Origin of the sequence: Candidatus Competibacter phosphatis, from assembly GCF_012939995.1 — a bacterium.
GTDB classification, from domain to species: Bacteria; Pseudomonadota; Gammaproteobacteria; order Competibacterales; family Competibacteraceae; genus Competibacter; species Competibacter phosphatis.
Window position 1 is genome coordinate 1 of record NZ_SPMZ01000062.1, and the last position, 19,779, is coordinate 19,779.

17 protein-coding genes and 2 pseudogenes are annotated in these 19,779 nt (G+C 64.7%); 14 read left to right on the forward strand and 5 right to left on the reverse strand.

All coding sequences use genetic code 11. From position 1 onward, the window contains the following. The 3 genes from nagZ to E4P82_RS17215 all read left to right on the forward strand — a co-directional run. Nucleotides 1–623 (forward strand): beta-N-acetylhexosaminidase (gene nagZ, locus E4P82_RS17205; RefSeq protein WP_169250035.1); only part of this gene is annotated, 623 nt, incomplete at its 5' end. 42 nt (nt 624–665) lie between these two features. Then, nucleotides 666–1,220, forward strand: a complete 555-nt coding sequence (locus tag E4P82_RS17210; protein WP_169250036.1) for a hypoxanthine-guanine phosphoribosyltransferase — start codon at nt 666–668, stop codon at nt 1,218–1,220. 63 nt (nt 1,221–1,283) lie between these two features. After that, nucleotides 1,284–2,036: an S-methyl-5'-thioinosine phosphorylase gene (locus E4P82_RS17215; RefSeq protein WP_169250037.1), complete on the forward strand. Its 753-nt coding sequence runs from the start codon at nt 1,284–1,286 to the stop codon at nt 2,034–2,036. A 2-nt stretch (nt 2,037–2,038) separates the two neighbouring features. Here the strand turns inward: E4P82_RS17215 and tsaC are convergent, their stop codons facing one another. From tsaC to E4P82_RS17240, 5 genes and pseudogenes are all read right to left on the reverse strand, one after another. Then, complete coding sequence (tsaC, locus tag E4P82_RS17220) at nt 2,039–2,596, reverse strand: L-threonylcarbamoyladenylate synthase type 1 TsaC (protein ID WP_169250048.1); 558 nt, start codon at nt 2,594–2,596, stop codon at nt 2,039–2,041. A gap of 15 nt (nt 2,597–2,611) precedes the next feature. Then, nucleotides 2,612–4,976: pseudogene (locus E4P82_RS17225) on the reverse strand (DNA topoisomerase I). A 146-nt stretch (nt 4,977–5,122) separates the two neighbouring features. Further along, nucleotides 5,123–5,593: a Smg family protein gene (locus E4P82_RS17230; RefSeq protein ID WP_169250038.1), complete on the reverse strand. Its 471-nt coding sequence runs from the start codon at nt 5,591–5,593 to the stop codon at nt 5,123–5,125. An 80-nt stretch (nt 5,594–5,673) separates the two neighbouring features. Continuing rightward, complete coding sequence (gene dprA / locus E4P82_RS17235) at nt 5,674–6,756, reverse strand: DNA-processing protein DprA (protein WP_169250049.1); 1,083 nt, start codon at nt 6,754–6,756, stop codon at nt 5,674–5,676. A 41-nt stretch (nt 6,757–6,797) separates the two neighbouring features. After that, nucleotides 6,798–7,940, reverse strand: a complete 1,143-nt coding sequence (locus tag E4P82_RS17240) for a LysM peptidoglycan-binding domain-containing protein (protein WP_169250039.1) — start codon at nt 7,938–7,940, stop codon at nt 6,798–6,800. A gap of 150 nt (nt 7,941–8,090) precedes the next feature. On the opposite strand from E4P82_RS17240, the pseudogene def reads away from it, so the two are divergent. The 11 genes and pseudogenes from def to E4P82_RS17295 form a co-directional block, all read left to right on the forward strand. Continuing rightward, a pseudogene (gene def, locus E4P82_RS17245) lies at nt 8,091–8,604 on the forward strand (peptide deformylase). Between the two features lie 91 nt (nt 8,605–8,695). After that, nucleotides 8,696–9,643 (forward strand): methionyl-tRNA formyltransferase, encoded by a 948-nt coding sequence (fmt, locus tag E4P82_RS17250; RefSeq protein WP_169250040.1) that lies wholly within the window; start codon nt 8,696–8,698, stop codon nt 9,641–9,643. After that, on the forward strand, nt 9,640–10,965 hold the full coding sequence (gene rsmB, locus E4P82_RS17255) for a 16S rRNA (cytosine(967)-C(5))-methyltransferase RsmB (RefSeq protein ID WP_169250041.1): 1,326 nt from the start codon (nt 9,640–9,642) through the stop codon (nt 10,963–10,965). Before fmt ends, rsmB begins: the two co-directional genes overlap by 4 nt. Continuing rightward, entirely contained in the window at nt 10,947–11,525 is a 579-nt protein-coding gene (locus E4P82_RS17260; protein WP_211203194.1) for a DUF4390 domain-containing protein, read from the forward strand. Before rsmB ends, E4P82_RS17260 begins: the two co-directional genes overlap by 19 nt. Further along, nucleotides 11,513–13,747, forward strand: a complete 2,235-nt coding sequence (locus E4P82_RS17265; protein ID WP_312915519.1) for a sensor histidine kinase — start codon at nt 11,513–11,515, stop codon at nt 13,745–13,747. Before E4P82_RS17260 ends, E4P82_RS17265 begins: the two co-directional genes overlap by 13 nt. Beyond that, the gene (locus E4P82_RS17270) at nt 13,744–15,114 is read left to right on the forward strand and encodes a sigma-54-dependent transcriptional regulator (protein ID WP_169250042.1); all 1,371 of its coding nucleotides are present in this window, start codon (nt 13,744–13,746) and stop codon (nt 15,112–15,114) included. Before E4P82_RS17265 ends, E4P82_RS17270 begins: the two co-directional genes overlap by 4 nt. Before the next feature lie 9 nt (nt 15,115–15,123). Further along, nucleotides 15,124–16,503: a Trk system potassium transporter TrkA gene (gene trkA / locus E4P82_RS17275; RefSeq protein ID WP_169250043.1), complete on the forward strand. Its 1,380-nt coding sequence runs from the start codon at nt 15,124–15,126 to the stop codon at nt 16,501–16,503. Nucleotides 16,504–16,616: 113 nt separating this feature from the next. Beyond that, the gene (locus E4P82_RS17280) at nt 16,617–17,276 is read left to right on the forward strand and encodes a protein-L-isoaspartate O-methyltransferase family protein (RefSeq protein WP_169250044.1); all 660 of its coding nucleotides are present in this window, start codon (nt 16,617–16,619) and stop codon (nt 17,274–17,276) included. Between the two features lie 5 nt (nt 17,277–17,281). Further along, nucleotides 17,282–17,602: a rhodanese-like domain-containing protein gene (locus tag E4P82_RS17285; RefSeq protein ID WP_169250045.1), complete on the forward strand. Its 321-nt coding sequence runs from the start codon at nt 17,282–17,284 to the stop codon at nt 17,600–17,602. Between the two features lie 108 nt (nt 17,603–17,710). Continuing rightward, the gene (locus E4P82_RS17290) at nt 17,711–19,123 is read left to right on the forward strand and encodes a TolC family outer membrane protein (RefSeq protein WP_169250046.1); all 1,413 of its coding nucleotides are present in this window, start codon (nt 17,711–17,713) and stop codon (nt 19,121–19,123) included. Between the two features lie 50 nt (nt 19,124–19,173). Beyond that, a partial coding sequence (locus E4P82_RS17295) for an RDD family protein (RefSeq protein WP_169250047.1) occupies nt 19,174–19,779 on the forward strand: 606 nt, incomplete at its 3' end.

Sequence of the window (19,779 nt, forward strand, 5' to 3'; positions counted from 1 at the left end):
GCGATCCCGAAGCGGTGGCGGATTTGGCCCACGCCTATGTCAGTGGCATGCAGAAGGCGGGCATGGAGGCGGTCGGCAAGCATTTTCCAGGGCATGGCGGCATCGCCGCCGACTCGCATCTGGAGTTGCCGGTGGATCCGCGCGCCTACGCCGATCTGGAACATGCCGATCTGTTGGCCTTCGAGCGCATGATTCATTACGGGTTGGCCGCCATCATGCCCGCGCATGTGCTCTATCCTCAGGTGGACGACCGGCCGGCCGGTTTTTCGGCGCGCTGGCTGCGAGACATCCTGCGGCGACGTCTGGAATTCCAGGGGACGATCTTCAGCGACGATCTGGACATGGCCGGCGCGGGCGAGGCCGGCGCGGCGCCCGAGCGGGCCGAGGCGGCGCTGACGGCCGGTTGCGACATGGTGCTGGCCTGCAACGACCGTCGCGCCGCCAGCGCTATTTTGGAGAACCTGCGCCATGTGGCGGAACCGGTCAGCCAGTTGCGACTGATCCGCCTGCACGGGCGTGGCCATCCCACCCTGGAACGCCTGCGCCGTGGCCCGGTCTGGCAGCGGGCGGTCCGCTTGGTGCACGACTACGATGCGTTCCCGCTGCTGGATATGGATATCTGAAACCGCTGGGAGCGTTTTTTTTCACCTAAACCGAAGTTCGCCATGTCCTCGATTACCGCCGAACAGGCTTCTGTCGTATTGCGCGAGGCCGAATTGCTCTGTGCGCCGGAGCAGGTTGAGATCGCACTGGACCGCTTGGCGGCCGCCGTAACCGTCCGGTTGGGAGATTGCAATCCGCTGGTGCTGGTGGTCATGAACGGTGCCTTTATTCCCGGCGCGCTGCTATTGTCCCGCTTGCACTTTCCTCTGCAAGTCGGTTACTTGCATGCCACCCGTTATCGCGGCGGTATCTGCGGCGGCACCATCGACTGGATCGCGCCGCCGCGGCCGGCGGTCGCCGGCCGAACCGTGTTGGTGGTCGACGATATCTTCGACGAAGGCGACACCCTCAAGGCGATCCTGGAGGAAGTGCGCCGGCAGGGTGCGGCGGCGGTTCACAGCGCGGTATTGGCAAACAAGCGACATGACCGCAAGACACCAGGATTGCATGTGGACTTCATCGGGCTGGAGGTGCCGGATCGCTATGTGTTCGGCTGCGGCATGGACTACAAGGAATATTGGCGCCAGTTGCCCGCCATCTACGCCGCTCGCGATTGAGCGGTTGCCGGCCCGGCTCGTTACCTCTCCCTGATTGTTGTTTCCGACCGCGAGGTTACCGTTATGACACCCACCGTCGCCATCATCGGAGGCACCGGCCTCACTACCCTGGACACCCTGCGGACCGCACATCGGGAAACGCTGTCCACGCCCTACGGCGAGCCGTCCAGCCCCGCAATTCACGGTGAACTGGGGGGACGGGCCGTGGTTTTCCTGGCTCGCCATGGCCAGCATCACACCTTGCCGCCGCACAAGATCAACTACCGAGCCAACCTCTGGGCGCTACACCGGCTTGGCGTCGAGCAGGTCGTCGCGGTGGCGGCGGTGGGCGGCATTCGCGCCGATATGGCACCAGGGGTACTGGCGTTTCCCGATCAGATCGTGGATTACACTTGGGGCCGGCACTGCACCTTCTTCGAGGACAACCTGAGCCACGTTACCCATATCGATTTTACCGAGCCCTACTGCCTGGAACTGCGAGAACGGCTGATCCAGGCGGCTCGCGAGCTGGGCCTTGAGGCGCGCGAGTCATGCACTTACGCGGCGATGCCGGGACCACGGCTGGAGACGGCGGCGGAAATCCGCCGGCTGGAGCGGGACGGCTGCGACATCGTCGGCATGACCGGAATGCCGGAAGCCGCCCTGGCTCGCGAGCTGGGCATGCGCTATGCCGCGTGCGCGGTGGTGGCCAACTGGGCGGCGGGTAAGGTCGCCGGCACGATCAGCATGGCCGAGATCGAGAGCAATCTGGCCGGTAGCATGGATAAGGTCAAGGCGCTGCTGGCGCAAGTCATCCCGACCCTGGTACCGCTCTGACCTCACCCGCCGCGAATGGTCCGGCCGGTCCGTAAGTTGCGGATGGCGGTCGGTCGGGCCGCGCCGCCGGTCGGGCCGGGCAGCAGGGCATCGAGATGCCGCCCCAGTTGCCGGCGTGTCGCCAGCGCGCTGCGAGCTGGTGGACGGCCGCTGAGGTTGGCGCTGGTGGATACCAGTGGATGGCCGCAAGCTCGGCACAGCGCCGCCGCCAGCGGATGGGCGGTCACCCGCACCGCCAGGGTGTCGTGTCGGCCCCGTAGCCAGCGCGGGGTTCCGCGCCGGGCGGGAACCAGCCAGGTGTGAGGTCCCGGCCAACTGGCGTGCAGCCGCCCCAGCTCGGCCGGGGTCAGGGGGCGCAGAAAAGGGGCGAGTTGGGCGAAATCGGCCGCGATCAGGATCAGGCCCTTATGCGCCAACCGGCGCTTGAGCGCGAGCAAGCGCCGCACCGCTCGTTCGTTGCGGGGATCGCAGCCGAGCCCGTACACCGCCTCGGTGGGGTAGGCGATCAGGCCGCCAGAGCAAACCGCGCGAGCGACGGCGCGCAAACGTAGCGGGTTGATAGCGGACACTCCAGGTCAGGACGATTTGGTGGCGCGGCGGCGGGTGGCGGGCTTCTTGTCGGGCGCGTCGCGTACCAGCGTTTCGCACTCGGCCAGCGCCAGGCTGGCTGGATCGCGGTCCTTGGGCAGACGGACGTTTTTTCTTGCCGTCGGTGATGTAGGGACCGAAGCGGCCGTTCAGGATGCGGATGGAAGAATCGGGGAACTCGCGCAGAACCTTGTTGGCCACCGCCTGCCGGTGCGCGGCGATCAGTTCCAGCGCCCGCTCGCGGCTGACGGTGTAGGGATCTTCCTGTTTCAGCGAAACGTAGCTCTTGCCATAGCGAACGTAGGGTCCGAACCGGCCGATGTTGGCCTGGATCGGCTCACCGTCGGCGGTGGCGCCGAGATCGCGCGGTAATTGAAACAGCGCCAGAGCCTCATCCAGGGTGAGGGTATTCATCCGCTGCTCCGGCCGCAGGCTGGCGAAGCGCGGTTTGTCGGCATCCTCCTTGACGCCGATCTGCGCGTAGGGGCCGAATCGGCCCATCCGCACCGAAACCAGTTTGCCGGTCTTGGGGTCGTTGCCCAATTCGCGGCTTTGCACCACGTCCTGGCGCGAGACGTTTTCCGTCTTCTCCGCGACCCGCTGCTTGAACGGGTCCCAGAAACCCCGCATCAGCGGCAGCCAGTCCTCCTCGCCGCGAGACACCGCGTCCAGGTTGTCCTCCAACCGGGCCGTGAAGTCGTAATCCACATATTGGGTGAAATGCTGGGTCAAGAAGCGGTTGACGATGCGGCCGATATCGGTGGGTTTGAAGCGGCGGTTGTCCAGCACCGCGTATTCGCGGGCCAGCAGCGTCGAGATGATCGCCGCATAGGTCGAAGGTCGGCCGATACCGTATTCTTCCAGGGTCTTGACCAGGCTGGCCTCGGAAAAGCGCGGCGGCGGTTCGGTGAAGTGCTGCTCCGGCCGCAGCGCCAGCAGATCAACCCATTCGCCCGTCCGCAACGGCGGCAGCATCCGCCCTTCGATGTCGTCGGCCTGGTCGTCCACGCCTTCGCGGTAGATCGCCATGAAGCCGGGGTCGGCGACGACCGAACCGGTGGCGCGGAAGCTGTTGCCGGCGCCGCAGGCCAGATCCGCCGCGACCGTGTCCAGGGTGGCCGGGATCATCTGGCAGGCGACGGTGCGCTTCCAGATCAACTCGTACAACGCGTACTGATCGGCGTTGAGGTGGGCGCGGATGGTTTCCGGCGCGACCGCGACCGAGGTCGGACGGATCGCTTCGTGCGCTTCCTGGGCGTTCTTGGCCTTGGTCTTGAACAGCCGGGGGCTGGCCGGCACGTTGTGCGCGCCGTAGCGCTGGAGGATCAGCGCGCGGATCTCGACGAGCGCGTCCTGAGCGAGGTTGACCGAATCGGTGCGCATGTAGGTGATCAGGCCGACCGCGCCGCCACCGGTGTCGATGCCCTCGTACAACTGCTGGGCGACCCGCATGGTGCGCTGGGTGGAGAAACCCATCTTGCGCGAAGCTTCCTGCTGCAGGGTCGAGGTGGTGAACGGCGCGGCGGGATGGCGCTTGCGCTGCTTGCGTTCCACCTTGGCGACCCGCAACCGGCCGATGGCGGCGGGATCGGCCGCCGGTTCCCCGGACTCGGCCAGTTGCGCGCGCGCCGCGGCCAGCAGGGTTTGTTCCAGGATCAGCGCCCGAGCACTGTCGGCGATACTGAACTGAGTTAGTTTCTCGCCGGCATACTCCAGCAGGCGGGCGGTGAACGGCTGGCCGGTTTTGGCGGCGTCGGCTTCCAGGCTCCAGTATTCCCGGGTCTGGAACCGCTCGATTTCCTCCTCGCGCTCGACGATCATCCGCAGCGCCGGCGACTGCACCCGGCCGGCCGACAAGCCGGGCCGGATTTTCTTCCACAGCAGTGGCGACAGGTTGAAGCCGACCAGGTAGTCCAGCGCGCGGCGGGCCTGTTGGGCGTTGACCAGGTCCAGCGATAGCTGACGGGGGTGGTTGATGGCATCCAGAATCGCCCGCTGGGTGATTTCGTGGAACACCACCCGCTGTGCCGGTTTGTCGCTCAGCAGGTCGCGCTGCCGGAGGATTTCGTGCAGATGCCAGGAAATGGCTTCGCCCTCGCGGTCCGGGTCGGTGGCCAGATACAGGGCATCGGCTTTGGCGACCGCCTTGGCGATGGCTTCGACATGGCGCAGGTTTTTCTCGATCGGCTGATACTTCATGGCAAAGTCGTGTTCCGGATCGACCGCGCCCTCCTTGGGGACCAGGTCACGCACATGACCGTAGGAGGCCAATACTTCGAAGTCCTTGCCCAGGTATTTCTTGATCGTTTTCGCCTTGGCCGGCGACTCCACGATGACCAAGTTCTTGCTCATGACAAATCACTGTGGGTGACTGATGTAAAGGTGGCGCCGGTTTGGACTCCGGCCCGAGAAGGCGATGCTCCCGCCACGACCGATCGGCGCGGCGAGAATTCAAGCACACGACGGAAAGATCTGACGAACGCTTGGCGCTTTGGCGCTTAATGAAGGTAGCCGGGCGGGCTATCGAGCACCAGATCTTCCAGCCAGGCGCAGGCTTCTTCCTGACCGGGTTGGTTGAATAGCAGCATCAGAACGATCCACTTGAGTTGGTGCAGGCCGATATCGTCGGCTTCCAGCGCCATGACTCGATCGATGACCAGTTCGCGGGTTTCCGAATTGAGAATGCCGCTTTGTTCCAGGAACAGCAGGAAGCCTTGGCATTCCACATCCAGCTTCGCCAGTTCCGGCGCCACGTAAATGCGGCAGGAACTGGGGTTGACCGGCAGGGCGATCGCCTGACGGTCGACCAAGCTGTCCAACCATTCGAACGCTTGTTGGATCTCCCGCGAGGGAAAGCCGGCGGCGAGCAGTTCGGTCTGGATGGATTCGCGGTCGGGGTCGGTGTCCTCATCATCGCCCATGTAGTTCTGAAACAGGTACATCAGCACGTCCAACACGTTTTCTTTCATTCCAGCGCTCATCTGGGAAGGATAAAAACCCCCGCCGTCCGGCGTGGGCGCGGGCGACCGCCGGTTTGGGCGGCCGGCTTTCAGGCTTTCAGGCGGCAGTACAGACCGCCGGGGACGGCTGCCACATAACCTTCCAATTCCAAAATCAACAGCATGGAGGAAACCACTTCCGCCGTCAATCCGCAGCGTTCCACCAGCGAATCGACCGCCAGCGGTCCGTCGTTCATCGCCGCCAGCAGTTGCTGGTAGTCTTCATCCAGTGCTTCCGAAGCCGGCGGCGCGGCGGTCGGGGTTTCGGCGCCGTCGCCAACGAACGCCGCGAGAGCACCCAGCTCTTCCAGAACGTCGGCGGCCGTCTCCACCAGTTTCGCGCCCTGCCGGATCAATGCATGGCAACCCTTGACCAGCGGGTTGTGAATCGAGCCGGGGATCGCGAACACTTCCCGGCCCTGGTCGAGGGCCTGGCGGGCGGTGATCAGCGAACCGCTCCGCAGAGCGGCTTCCACCACCAGCACGCCCAGGGCCAGCCCGCTGATCAGGCGATTGCGCCGGGGGAAGTTCTCGGCGATCGGCGGCGTGCCGATGGGCAGTTCCGATAGCAGCGCGCCGCGCTCGGCGATGGCGTGGGCCAGATCCCGGTGCCTGGCGGGATAGACTCGGTCCAGGCTGGTGCCCATCACCGCGATGGTTGGGCCGCCGCCGGCCAGCGCGCCCTGATGAGCGGCGGCGTCGATGCCGAGCGCCAAGCCGCTGGTGATGACCAGGCCGGCGCCGGCCAGATGGGCGGCGAAATGGTGGGCGGTTTCCCGGCCGAGCGGGGTCGGGTTGCGGGTGCCGACGATGGCGAGTTGCGGCGCCCGCAAACACTCGGGGTCGCCGTGGACGAACAGCAGCGGTGGCGGATAGGTGATCTGCCGCAACAGCGGTGGGTAGCGGGGGTCGTCCAGTTGCAGCAGGTGGTTGTCGGGTCGTTCCAGCCAGGCCAAATCCTGTTCCACCCGCCGCCAGTCGGGTTGGCGCAACGCGTCGAGCGCGGTGGCCGGCAGATCCAGTTGCCGTAGCTCGGCGTGGTCGGCGGCGAAAACCGCCGCCGCCGAACCGTAGTGCGTCAGCAGCCGGGCAAAACGGGTCGGCCCGATGCCCGGTGCCCGCAACAGCGCCAGCAGCCAGGCCGGTTCGGTGGCCGGAGGCGTGGCGTTACGGTTCAGGGGGTGGTTACCCGATCCTGCAAGCGGATGGCGCGCTCGGCCTGCATCACCAAGCCGTAGCTGACCAGATCGTGAACCTTGTAAATCATCAACAGGCCGGCTCGTTCGCCCGGCAGCTTGACGCTGCCACCGGAGACCGGATCCTCGACTGTCCGTCCCCTGCCGTAGATGGCGAGCACATGGCCGGGCTCGATGCCTTCCTGAGCGCCCAGATTGACGATGAGACTGCTGTACTGGGTGATCTGGGTAACATCGGTGTCGAGTTTGGCGATGATGGAGCCTTCCGTGTCCGGTGGGACCGGATGCGGCTCGAAGCTGTACAGCTCGCGTTCGGCTTCGATCGGCAGCAGCCGGTCGCCGGCCCGGATCGGGGCGATGGTGTTGGCCAGCGTGAACGTGGCCGGATCGCCATCCTGGTCCAGGATCGCTTCGCCCAGATAGACGCCGGGGGTGCCCAGGTAGCGGTCGGAACCCGGCTCGCGCAGCGCTTCGCCGGGGCGGAACACTTGATAGCGTGGCTGGTCGAAGAGAGAGCCGCGCGCGTATACCCGGTCGCGGGCGGCGTAGACGACCTGGTCGTCGTCGTCGGCCACGATGTAGGGCGTCCCTTTCCACTGGGCGTCGCTCAGGATCACGGCGCGGGTCAGGAACGATTCGACCGCATCGCGCGGCACCGGCGGGATCGGTTGGCTCAATTCCTCGATTCGAACCTTGGGCGACAGTTTGAGCAGCGGAACCTCGTCGCGTTCGGCGACCGCCAACTGGGGCTGACCGTCGGCGTCGTGGCTGAACTGGAGCACGTCGCCGGGGTAGATCCGGTTGGGGTTGCGAAGCTGCGGGTTTTGCCGCCAGATCTCCCGCCACCGCCAGGGGTCTTGCAGAAACCGTCCGGCGATGCTCCACAGTGTGTCGCCGGGGGCCACGGTGTAGGTTTGGGGATGGTCCTGCCGCAGCACGACCGGTGCTGGCGCCGGTGTTGCGCCGGCGGTTCCCGCCGCCGCTCCCGAAAGCAGCGGTGGTTCGGTGGCGGCGGGGCCGGATTCGGGCTGGGAAGGCATTTGGGCGCACGCCCCGAGCAGGACCGCCGCCGCCAGCGACAGGGTAGTCCCAAGCTGTTTTGAGGAACGCGAGATGTTCATGGTCCTTGCTCATCCTCCGAAGAAACGGGCGGGAGTGTAGCGAATCACCCCCATCGCGCTAAAGTATAGCCCTCATGCCGGGGTTTCTCGTATGATTTCCATATGCAAAAGCTAGTTTAGTCGACTGAACGAAGCATTCGTGGAGCTACCATGGCCCGATTGACCATACTGCATTATCCCGATTCCCGGCTGCGCAAACCGGCGCTGCCGGTGGAAATCGTCGACGACGGCGTGCGCGTGCTGGTGGCCGACATGCTGGAGACTATGTACGCGGCGCCGGGCATCGGTTTGGCCGCGACTCAGGTCAACGTTCGGAAACGTATCGTGGTGATGGATGTTTCCGAGGAAAAAAAACCAGCCGCTGGTGTTCATCAATCCGACCTTGCTGGAGCGGGAAGGCGAAGGCGAGATGGAGGAGGGTTGTTTGTCGGTGCCGGGCTTTTACGAAACCGTCCGCCGCGCCGAGCGGGTCCGAGTCAGCGCGCTGGACCGCGACGGCGAACCGTTCGAGCTCGACGCCAGCGGCCTGTTGGCGGTCTGCATCCAGCACGAGATCGATCATCTGGACGGCAAGCTGTTCGTGGATTATCTGTCGGCGCTGAAGCGCGACCGCATCCGCAAGAAACTGGAAAAACAGACCCGACTGGAATCGCACGCGTCCTGAGCATGGATGCGTCCGGCGCCGTGCCCGCTCCGCCAAATGGCGTCACCCGTTTCCGGAAAACGGGTGACGCCTCCGCCAAACCGCCTGCCGCATGACCGTTGCTTCGTTACGTCTGATCTTCGCGGGTACTCCCGATTTCGCGGTGCCCGCCCTGCAAGCCCTGATCGATGCCGGCCGTGCACCCGTCGCCGTCTATACCCAACCGGATCGGCCGGCCGGGCGCGGCCGACAGTTGCGCGCCAGTCCGGTCAAGGTTTGCGCGCGGGCCGCCGGCATTCCGGTCCACCAGCCGGTCAGTTTGCGTGATCCCGCCGTTTGGGCCGAACTGACGGCCACGGCGCCGGATCTGTTGGTGGTGGCCGCCTATGGCCTGATCCTGCCGCTGGCGGTGCTGGCGATCCCGCGACTGGGCTGCGTCAACATCCATGCCTCGTTGTTGCCGCGCTGGCGCGGCGCCGCGCCGATTCAGCGGGCGCTGCTGGCCGGCGACGACGAGACCGGCATCTGCCTCATGCGCATGGAAGCCGGCCTGGATACCGGGCCGGTGCTGGCGCGGGCCGCCTGCCCGATTCATCGGGGGACGACGGGTGGCGAGTTGCACGATCGATTGGCCGCGCTGGGCGCCGACACGCTGCGGGCGGCGTTGCCGGATCTGTTGGCCGGACGACTGATCGCCGAAGCGCAGAACGACGCCCTCGCCACCTACGCGCCCAAGCTGGACAAGGCCGAGGCCGACCTGGACTGGACCCGGCCGGCGTCGGAATTGGAGCGGCGGGTACTGGCGTTCAACCCTTACCCCATCGCCCGAACCTGGTTGGACGGTCAACCGCTGCGCGTCTGGCGGGCTCGGGCTGAGCGGGAGTCGGTGACCGCCGCGCCCGGCACGGTCCTGCGCGAAGACTCGGCGGGTATCGTGGTTGCGGCCGGTTCCGGGGTGCTGTGGTTGACCGAAGTGCAACTGCCCGGCGGCCGGCCATTGCCGGCTGCGGCGTTTCTGAACGCCCACCGACTGGCTGGCCAGCGGTTGGGCGCGGCATGAACGCCCGCGTTATCGCGGCTCAGGCGCTGGGTCGGGTATTGGGCGAGGGGGAGTCGCTGGCCACGGTGCTGCCGTCGGCGCTGGCACACGCCGATCCGGGTGAACGCGGTTTGCTGCAGGAGCTGTGTTACGGCGTCTGTCGCTGGCAGCCGCAATTGCGGTTTTTGCTCGATCGATTGCTGGCCAGACCACTGGAGCCCGGCGAGCAGGTGCTTCGGGGTTTGCTGCTGGCGGGTCTCTACCAGTTATGGCATTTGCGCGTTCCCGAACACGCTGCGGTGGCCGAAACCGTCGCCGCCGTCCGCCCCTTGCGCAAACCCTGGGCGGCGGGTCTGGTCAACGCGGTGCTGCGAAGCGCGCTGCGCCGCCGCGCGGAACTGGAGGCGCTGATCGAGGCGGACGCGGAAGCCCGTGCCGCCCATCCGCGCTGGTTGTTGGACTGGCTGCGGCGGGATTGGCCGGACGATTGGCCGGCCATCGTCGCCGCCAACAATGTCCGGCCGCCTTTCACGCTGCGGATCAATCGTCTTCGGCTCGATCGGGAGGCGTACCGGCAACGACTGGCGACGGCGGGTTACGACGCCGGGCCGGCGGCGGTCGAAACCGCATTGACCCTGTCCACTCCCACCGATCCGGCGATATTGCCGGGTTTCGCCGAGGGTTGGGTGTCGGTTCAGGATACCGGCGCGCAACTGGCGGCATCGCTGCTGGCGGTTCGACCGGGGCAACGGGTGCTGGACGCCTGCGCCGCGCCCGGCGGTAAGACCGGGCATTTGCTGGAATGCGTGCCGGACCTTGATCTGACCGCGCTGGATTGCGACGCCGGTCGATTGGAGCGGGTGCGCGACACCTTGACCCGATTGCGGCTGAATGCCCGATTGCTCGCGGGTGACGCCCGGCGGCCGGCGGACTGGTGGGACGGCGCGCTTTATGACCGCATTCTGCTGGACGCCCCTTGTTCGGCGACCGGGGTGATCCGCCGCCATCCCGATATCAAGCTGCTGCGCCGCGAGAGCGATATCGCCGCGCTGGCCGAACGGCAACAGGCGTTGCTGACCGGATTGTGGCCGCTGCTGCGGCCGGGTGGCCGGCTTCTGTATGTGACCTGTTCGGTGCTGCGCGCGGAGAACGAGCGGGTGGTGGCGGCCTTTCTCGCCACCCATCCGGATGCCCACGAGCAGCCGATCGTGGCGGGTTGGGGGCGCGTCTTATCGCATGGCCGTCAGATTCTGCCGGGCGAAAGTGGCATGGATGGCTTTTATTACGCTGTGCTTGGCAAGCAGGCCGCGACCTCGGAGGCATCATGCCGGCCGGTGCCCTGATGCAGATCCGGCTCCGCGCCAGACTGCTGGTGTTGTTGGCGTTGCTGGTGCTGTTGAGGGTCACTGACGTCCAAGCGGCCGGGTTTGATGTGATCGAGGCTAGCACCCGCCTGGGCGACGGCGTTTACCGTCTGAACGCCCAAATCGAATACAGCTTTAGCGAGCCAGCGCTGGACGCCCTGCAAAACGGAGTGCCGCTGACCATCGAACTGCTGATGGAAGTGCGGCGGCGGCGCTCGTGGGTGTGGGATGAAACAGTCTATTCGTTGGTGCAACGCTTCCGTCTCGAATACCATGCGCTGAGCCGGCAATATCTGGTTCACAACCTCAACAGCGGTGAGCGCCGCAACTTCTCCACCCGCCCGGCCGCGCTGCGGTTCATGGGCCGGATTCACGAATTCCCCCTGCTCGATCGCAGCCTGCTGGCGCCCGACCGGCGGTATGAAGGGGCTTTGCGGGCGCAACTCGCACTCGATACCTTGCCGACACCGTTGCGCTTGTTCGCCTATCTCTCCGAGGATTGGCAACTGACCAGCGAGTGGTATACGTGGCCGCTTTGATCCGCCGGCTCGCCCGTGGCCAAGGGTTGTTTCCCGTGCTGGTGCTACTGGGCTTGCTGTTGGTCATGTTGGTGGTGGTGGCGGGCGCCACCACCAACTCGACCCATTTCGAACAGGTGTATGCCTGGCTGTTGTTGGCCAGCGCCGTCGGGCTGGCGGTATTGGCGGCGCTGATTCTTTACAATCTGATCAGTTTGCTCGGTTTGTACCGCCGTCAGGTGCCCGGCGCACGGTTGATCTTGCGGTTGGTGGGGATCTTCGCCGTGCTGGCCATCACGCCGGTGGCGCTGGTTTACGGCTTCTCGCTGAATTTCCTGCAACGGGGCATCGATAGCTGGTTCAACGTGCAGGTGGACCGCGGCCTGGAGGACGCCCTGGAGCTCAGCCGCACCGCATTGGATCTGCGGATGCGCGAGTTACTCAAGCAGACCACGCGGATCGCCGACAGCGTCGCCGAAAGCGACGGAGAGCAGGTGGCCCGGCGCCTGGACGACCTGCTCGATTTCGGCGAGGCTTCCGAGCTGACTCTATTCGGGCGCGGTGGCCGCATCATCGCCACCGCCACCGCCTATCCATCGTCGGTGTTGCCGGAACCGCCGCCGGATGTGGTGGTGCTGCAGGTGCGGCAGGGTCGCGATTACGTCGGCCTGGAGCCGGTCCGCGACACGGGGTTCCATATCCGCGTGGTGGTGCGGGTCACCAGCTTCGGCAACGAGGAGCGGTTGCTGCAAGCGCTGTTTCCGGTGACCGACCGGCTCAGCCTATTGGCCGACGCGGTGCAGGCGGCCTTCGACAGCTATAAGGAATTGATCTTCCTGCGAGCACCGTTGAAAGCCAGTTTCACCCTGATTCTGTCGCTGGCGCTATTGCTGGCGGTACTGGCGGCGTTCTGGGCCGCGTTCTACACCGCGCACCGCTTGGTGCGGCCGTTGCGCGAGCTGGCCGATGGCACCCAAGCGGTCGCCGCCGGCCAGTTCGACAAACAACTGATGACCCGCGCCGGTACCGACGAGTTGGGGTTCCTGGTGCAGTCCTTCAACCAGATGACCCGTAACCTGGCGCAAGCGCGCGACGCCGCGCAGCGCAGCCAGGAACTGGTCGAAAGTCAGCGCGCTTATCTGGAGGCGATGCTGGCGCGATTGTCGTCCGGGGTCCTGACCATCGATCAGGCTGGCCGTCTGCAAACCTGCAACGAGGCGGCCAGCCAAATCCTGGGCGTGGACTTAAAGGCGTTCGTCGGCACCCACAGCCAGATCATCGCGATCGAACAGCCGGTGTTGCAGGATTTTCTGGAGGCGATCGCGCCTCGGTTCGTCGAGACCGGCGACTGGCGGCAGGAGATTAGCTGGTTCAGTGGCTCTGGCCGACGCATTCTGATGTGTCGCGGCAGTTCGCTGCCGGACACGGTCGGCCTGCGCGGTGGTCACGTCGTGGTTTTCGACGACATCACCCATCTGATGCAGGCCGAACGCGACGCCGCCTGGGCCGAGGTGGCGCGCCGCCTGGCGCACGAAATCAAGAATCCGCTGACGCCGATTCAATTAGCCACCGAGCGCATTCGTCACAAGTACCTCAAGCAATTCGATGCGGAGCAAGGCCGGGTGCTGGATCGCGGTACCCACACCATCATCCAACAGGTGCAGGCGATGAAGGAGATGGTGGACGCTTTCAACGAATACGCGCGCCCGCCGCGTCTGCGCCTGGAACCGGTGGAATTGAACGAATTCGTTGCCGAAGTGCTCTATCTGTACCGCGATTATCCAGCCGGCGTGGAGATTAAGCTGGATCTGGCCGATGAGTCGCTGCCGATCAACGCCGACAAGGGTCGGCTACGCCAGTTGCTGCACAATCTGGTCAAGAACTCGATCGAGGCCATCGGCGACGGTCACGGTTCGACCTTGTGGATTGGTACCGCTCGCGAACATGTGACCGGCGCCGATTGCGCCCAACTGAGTTTGCGCGACGACGGTCCCGGTTTTCCCGACAACATCCTGAACAGCGCCTTCGAGCCCTATGTGACTACCAAACCCAAGGGAACCGGACTAGGATTGGCCATCGTCAAGAAAATCGTTGAAGAACACGGGGGATGGATCCAGTTGGAATCGCCGGCGGATGGCGGCGCCCGGATCGTGGTCCGGTTGCCGCTGCGCGGCGCCGCCGGGTCCCCGGTCCTGCCTGCCGGTCCCGCCGTGCCGTTAAATGCCGATAAGGAGGCCGGATGAGCGCATCTTATATTCTGGTGGTCGATGATGAGCCGGACATTCGCGATCTGGTGAAGGAAATCCTGGAAGACGAGGGCTATGGCGTCGCCATCGCGGAGAATGCCGCCGCAGCCCGCGAGGCCCGCCGCGCCCAGCGGCCCGATCTGATCCTGCTCGATATCTGGATGCCGGACACCGATGGCATCACCCTGCTGAAGGAATGGAGCGAGGGCGACCATCTGCCTTGTCCGGTGATCATGATGTCCGGGCACGGCACGGTCGAGACTGCGGTCGAGGCGACCCGGCTGGGCGCCTACGATTTCATCGAGAAGCCGCTGTCGATGGCCAAGTTGCTGCTGACCGTGGAGCGGGCGCTGGACGCGGATCGGTTGGCGCGGGAAAACCAGAACCTGCGCCGCCAGCAGCGGATCGTGACCGAGCCGGTCGGCCGCAGCGAGGTGGTGCAGCGCTTGCGCGCCCAGGTGCTCAAGATCGCCCAACACGATGCGCCGGTGCTGGTGTTCGGCGAACCGGGGACCGGCAAGGAGGTTTATGCCCGCTTCCTGCACGCGCACAGCCCGCGCCGCAACGGCCCGTTCGTGGATGTGGGGGTCGGTTCGATCGCCCGCGAAAACGCCAGTCTGGAACTGTTCGGTTCCGAGCAGGGCGAGCGGATTCACTATGGCCGTCTGGAGCAGGCTAGTGGCGGCACCCTGTTTCTCGACGAACTGGCCGACATGGACCTCGAAGCCCAGGCCAAGCTGGCCAGTGCCCTGGAAAACGGCTCCTTCCTGCGCATCGGCGGCAAGGAGCCGGTGCGGGTCAACGTGCGAGTGGCGGCCGCCACCCACCGCGATCTGGAGCAGGAGGTGGCGATCGGGCGGTTCCGCGAGGATCTGTATTATCAATTGAACGTGGTGCCGATCAAGTTGCCGCCGTTGCGCGATCACATCGAGGACGTGCCGGAACTGCTGAACTACTACATCGGCTATTTCGTCGATCAGGAAGGGTTGACCTACCGCCATTTCACCCTGGCGGCCCAGAACCGGCTGCGCAACTACAACTGGCCCGGCAACATCCGCGAACTGAAGAACTTGGTGCAGCGCCTACTGATTCTGGGCGGCGAGGAGGAAATCACCCTGGAGGAAGTGGATGCCGCCGTGCGCGGCATCACCACCGCCAAATCCCAGGATGTTGGCAGCATTCCCCTGAACCTGCCGTTGCGCGAAGCGCGGGAACAGTTCGAGCGAACCTATCTGATGCAGCAGTTCCGGGAATGCGAGGGCAATGTGGCGCGGTTGGCCGAGCGGGTCGGCATGGAGCGCACCAACCTCTACCGCAAGCTGCGCGCCTTGGGTATCGATCCCAAGAAGGCGCTGGATGAGTGAGGGCGGTTTATGAAGATCGTGATGCTCGGTGCCGGGCAGGTGGGTGGTTCGGTCGCGCACATTCTGGCGAGCGAGGCCAACGACGTCACCGTGGTCGACGCCAACGCCGAACGCTTGCAGGCGCTGCAGGATCGACTGGATATCCGTACCGTCTGCGGTCACGCCGCCTATCCGGGTGTGTTGGAGCAGGCGGGCGTCGCCGACGCCGACATGCTGATCGCGTTGACCGACAATGACGAAGTCAACATGATCGCCTGTCAGGTGGCGCACACCCTGTTCAACACCCCGACCAAGATCGCGCGGGTTCGGGCGGGGGGCTATATCACCTATCAGGATCGCCTGTTCAGCGATCAGGCGCTGCCGATCGATGTGCTGATCAGCCCCGAGCAACTGGTGACGGACTACATCCGCCACATCATCGAGCATCCCGGTTCCTTGCAGGTGCTGGATTTCGCCGATGATCAGGTCCGGCTGATGGGCGTCAAGGCCTACGAAGGCAGCACGCTGGTGGGCCAGGCGTTGCGCACCCTGCCGGAGCACATGCCGGGTATCGATGCCCGGGTGGCCGCCATCTTCCGCCAAGGCAGGCCGATCATTCCGGAAGGCAACACCATCATTACGGCCGACGACGAGGTTTTTTTCATCGCCGCCCGCAAGAATACCCGCGCCATCGTCAGCGAATTGCGCAAGCTGGACAAGATGGTCAAGCGCCTGATCATCGCTGGCGGCGGCCATATCGGGGCGCGACTGGCCCAGGCGCTGGAAGAGCGCTTCAAGGTCAAGGTCATTGAGCGCAACGTCGCCACCAGCCGACGGTTGTCGGAGCAGTTGAGCCGGGCGATCGTGCTGCAGGGCGATGCCGCCGACGAAAATCTGTTGCGACAGGAAAACATCGAAAACATGGACGTGTTCTGTGCCGTAACCAACGACGACGAGGCCAATATCCTGTCGGCGATGCTGGCCAAGCGCATGGGCGCCCGCAAGGTCATGGCGCTGATCAACCGAGTGTCCTACGTGGACCTGGTGGAATCCTCCGGCATCATCGATGTCGCCATCTCGCCGCAGCAGGCCACCATCGGTAGCCTGCTGACCCATGTGCGTCGCGGCGACGTGGTCAAGGTTCATTCCCTGCGTCGGGGCGCCGCTGAAGCGATCGAGGCGGTGGCCCACGGCGACTACAAAACCTCGAAGGTCGTGGGGCGGCGCCTGGACGAGATCAAACTGCCGCCGGGCACCACCATCGGCGCCGTTGCCCGCGGCGACGAGGTCATCATCTGTCATCACGACACCATGATCGAGGCGGATGATCACGTCATCCTGTTTCTGGTCGACAAGAAGCGGGTGCCCGAAGTCGAACGGCTATTCGCGGTGACGGCGACCTTTCTGTAAGCCCGCGCCGTGCGAAAAAGCCTTATGCTAGAATGGGTGTGCCCCGAATCCCGGCCGGGGGAGTGGCCCCCACCAACATTCCAAAACCGCCAGGCGTTGACAGGACCCCGCACATGACCGCATTCAATTTCGAGCAGGCACGCTTCAACATGATCGAGCAGCAGATCCGGCCCTGGGAAGTGCTGGATCAGCGAGTTTTGGACACGCTCGCCAGTATGCCGCGCGAGGATTTCGTGCCGGAGCGCTACCGTAATCTGGCTTTCAGCGATGTCGCCATCCCTCTCGGCCACGGCGAGGTCATGTTGAAGCCCCCCATCGAGGGCCGCATCCTGCAGGCGCTGGCGCTGCGGCCGGTCGATCAGGTGTTGGAAGTCGGCACCGGCAGCGCTTATCTGACCGCCTGTCTGGCGCGCTTGGCCGCTGGGGTGACCAGTGTGGACATCATCCCTGAGTTCATCGAAGCCGCCCGGCCCAAGCTCAAGGCGCATGGCATCGGTAACGTGACGCTGCATGTCGGAGATGCCAGCCGCGCTTGGGGCGAGCACCGCTACGGCGTCATCGCCGTCACCGGCTCGGTGGCCATGCTCGCCGACTGCTGGCGGCAAAGCCTGAGTCTGGGCGGTCGACTGTTTATCGTGGTGGGTCAGCCGCCGGTGATGGAGGCGTTGCTGGTCACTCGAACCGGCGAGCGGGAATGGATCGAGGAAAGTCTGTTCGACACCGCACTGCCGCCGTTGCGCAACGCCGAACCCCACAAAGCCTTCGAATTCTGAGCCTCATGTGGCAATTGACGCCCCTCGAACTCCAACGAATGTTGGCGTCGGATCGAGATCCGCCCTTGTTGCTGGATGTCCGGGAGCCCTGGGAAGTGGCGGTTGCCTGGATCGAGGGTGCGTTCAATCTGCCGATGGGTCGCGTCGTGAACGGTTGGCGTCAGCTCGATCCGGCGCGGGAGACGGTCGTGATTTGTCACCATGGATTCCGTAGCGCTCAAGTGGTTCTGTTCCTCAAGCGCGCCGGCTTCGAGCGGGTCGCCAATCTGGATGGCGGAATCGATGCCTGGTCGCGCGAAGTCGATCCCACCGTACCCACCTATTAATTTCGTGTCCCAGTTTTTCCTGATCAGGCACGGGGTTTTCGCCGCGATGATCCGTTTGCTATATTAGCGATCGTTAAAATACTTGTTATCCAAGGGAGTCCGTCAACCATGCCTAGAGCGCACCGTTTGCTATTGGCCGGAATGGTCGCCGCGCTGTTCGGCCAGCCGGTAGGGGCGGAAGATCTGCTGCAAGTGTACCGTCGGTCCATGGAGAGCGATCCCGCGCTCAAGGCCGCCGCCGCCAGCCGGCAAGCCTCCCAGGAAGCCAAACCGCAGGCTCGAGCCCTGTTGTTGCCGAGCGTGGGCGTTACGGCCTCGCGTGGCAGTACCTTTGGGGTGGTGGGCGTGTCGACCGGCAGTGATGGCGGCAACACGCACAGCTACGCGATCGGTTTGACGCAGCCCGTCTACAATCGCGCCAGCCAAGTACAGCAGCGATTGGCGGAGGAGACGATCAAACAAGCCGATACCGACTTCAACAACGCGCAGAACGATCTGATCCTGCGGGTGGCACAGGGCTACTTCGGCGTGCTGGCGGCGATCGACAATCTGACTTTCGCCACGGCGGAGAAAAACGCCTTCGCCCGCCAGCTCGAACAGGCCAACCGGCGGTTCGAGGTCGGGTTAGCCACCATCACTGACGTTTACGATGCCCAGGCCCGATTCGATGGCGCCGTTTCCTCGGAGATCGACGCCATCAACAAGTTGGCCAATGCCCGCGAACTCTTGCGGCAGTTGACCGGCCAGGACTATGCGCAACTCAATCTGCTCAGCGAGCGGATGCCGCTGGCGCTGCCCAATCCCAACGATCCCGAGCAGTGGGTGCGCATGGCGTTGGACAACAATCTGACGCTGCGTAGCGCCGGCTTCGGGGTTGAGCAAGCCCGGGAAAATATCCAGTTGCAGAAGGCCGGCCATTATCCGTCCCTGGACCTGAATGCCAACCGTGCCGATGTGGACACCGCGTTCACTCGCACCATCAGCAGCCAAGTCAACCTGCAATTGACCATTCCCTTGTACAGTGGCGGCGCGGTGTCCTCCCGCTCTCGCCAGGCGGCCTACAACTACGAAGCCTCCCGCCAGAATCTGGAGAACCTGCAGCGCGATGCGGTCCGTACCGTTCGCAACGCTTACCGAGGCCAGGAAACCTCCATCAGCCAGATCAAGGCCTTGGATCAGACTCGAGTGTCCACCCGTAGTGCGTTGGAAGCCACCCAGGCCGGTTACGAAGTCGGCACCCGCACCATCGTGGATGTGTTGAACGCCGAACGTAACGTTTACTTGGCCGAGCGGGAGTATGCCGCCGCCCGCTATTCCTACATCGCCAATTTCCTGGTGCTCAAGCAAGCCGCCGGCCAGTTGTCGGAAGAAGATATGGTGGAGATCAACGGTTGGTTGGGCGGACCCGTGGCGACGAATGGCATGCCCGTCGTGCCAGTGCCCGGAGAACCCGCCAAACCCGACGCCGGCAAAGGCAAGACGCACGGCAAGAATACCGCCACCAAATCCACTGGCAAGTGACTCGAACGGGTCCGGTTGCATTCCCACGATGACCGCATGACCGACCGACGATGCGCGCAGTCGAATCGCCGCCATCGAATCTGACTTTCCCATTGGCGCAATTGCCGCGCCGGCTGGCGGCTATTGGCTATGACGGGTTGTTGCTGACCGGGGTGCTGTTCGTCGCGGCCGCGCTGGCGCTGGGCCTGGCCGTGATTCTGGTCGGCAGCGCGGCGTTCGAAGAACACAACCCATTGGTGGGCAACCCGTTCTTTCGCAGTTACCTGTTGCTGGTGTGTTTCTTTTTCTACGGTGGGTTCTGGGTCCACGGCGGCCAGACCCTGGGGATGCGCGCCTGGCGGGTACGGGTGCGGCGGCACGATGGTCGAGGCATCGGCTGGTGGCAAGCCCTGCTGCGGTTCTTGATCGCCAGTCTGTGGTTGGCGCCGGTGGCTTACCTGCACCAGGTCTTCAAGCTCGGCATCGGTCTCAGCCTGGGAGCCGGTTTTGCGTGCCTGCTGCTGCTGCTGGCGTTGCGTTTGCCGGACGTTTTTCGGAAACGGAACTGGTGGTGTTGCCCAAAGGCGGCAACGGCTAACGCAGCCGATGCAGCGCGTAAAACCCGGCACCGAGAAACAGCAATGATGGCAGCGCGGCCCCCACCAATGGCGGGTAGC

Excerpts from the sequence above, each read along its gene's own strand:
- E4P82_RS17215 (WP_169250037.1), top strand. The coding sequence starts at position 1,284 with ATGACACCCACCGTCGCCATCATCGGAGGCACCGGCCTCACTACCCTG.
- E4P82_RS17285 (WP_169250045.1), top strand. The coding sequence starts at position 17,282 with ATGTGGCAATTGACGCCCCTCGAACTCCAACGAATGTTGGCGTCGGAT.
- E4P82_RS17240 (WP_169250039.1), bottom strand. The coding sequence starts at position 7,940 with ATGAACATCTCGCGTTCCTCAAAACAGCTTGGGACTACCCTGTCGCTG.
- fmt (WP_169250040.1), top strand. The coding sequence starts at position 8,696 with ATGACCGTTGCTTCGTTACGTCTGATCTTCGCGGGTACTCCCGATTTC.
- E4P82_RS17230 (WP_169250038.1), bottom strand. The coding sequence starts at position 5,593 with ATGAAAGAAAACGTGTTGGACGTGCTGATGTACCTGTTTCAGAACTAC.
- trkA (WP_169250043.1), top strand. The coding sequence starts at position 15,124 with ATGAAGATCGTGATGCTCGGTGCCGGGCAGGTGGGTGGTTCGGTCGCG.
- E4P82_RS17210 (WP_169250036.1), top strand. The coding sequence starts at position 666 with ATGTCCTCGATTACCGCCGAACAGGCTTCTGTCGTATTGCGCGAGGCC.
- E4P82_RS17290 (WP_169250046.1), top strand. The coding sequence starts at position 17,711 with ATGCCTAGAGCGCACCGTTTGCTATTGGCCGGAATGGTCGCCGCGCTG.
- E4P82_RS17260 (WP_211203194.1), top strand. The coding sequence starts at position 10,947 with ATGCCGGCCGGTGCCCTGATGCAGATCCGGCTCCGCGCCAGACTGCTG.
- rsmB (WP_169250041.1), top strand. The coding sequence starts at position 9,640 with ATGAACGCCCGCGTTATCGCGGCTCAGGCGCTGGGTCGGGTATTGGGC.
- E4P82_RS17280 (WP_169250044.1), top strand. The coding sequence starts at position 16,617 with ATGACCGCATTCAATTTCGAGCAGGCACGCTTCAACATGATCGAGCAG.
- E4P82_RS17270 (WP_169250042.1), top strand. The coding sequence starts at position 13,744 with ATGAGCGCATCTTATATTCTGGTGGTCGATGATGAGCCGGACATTCGC.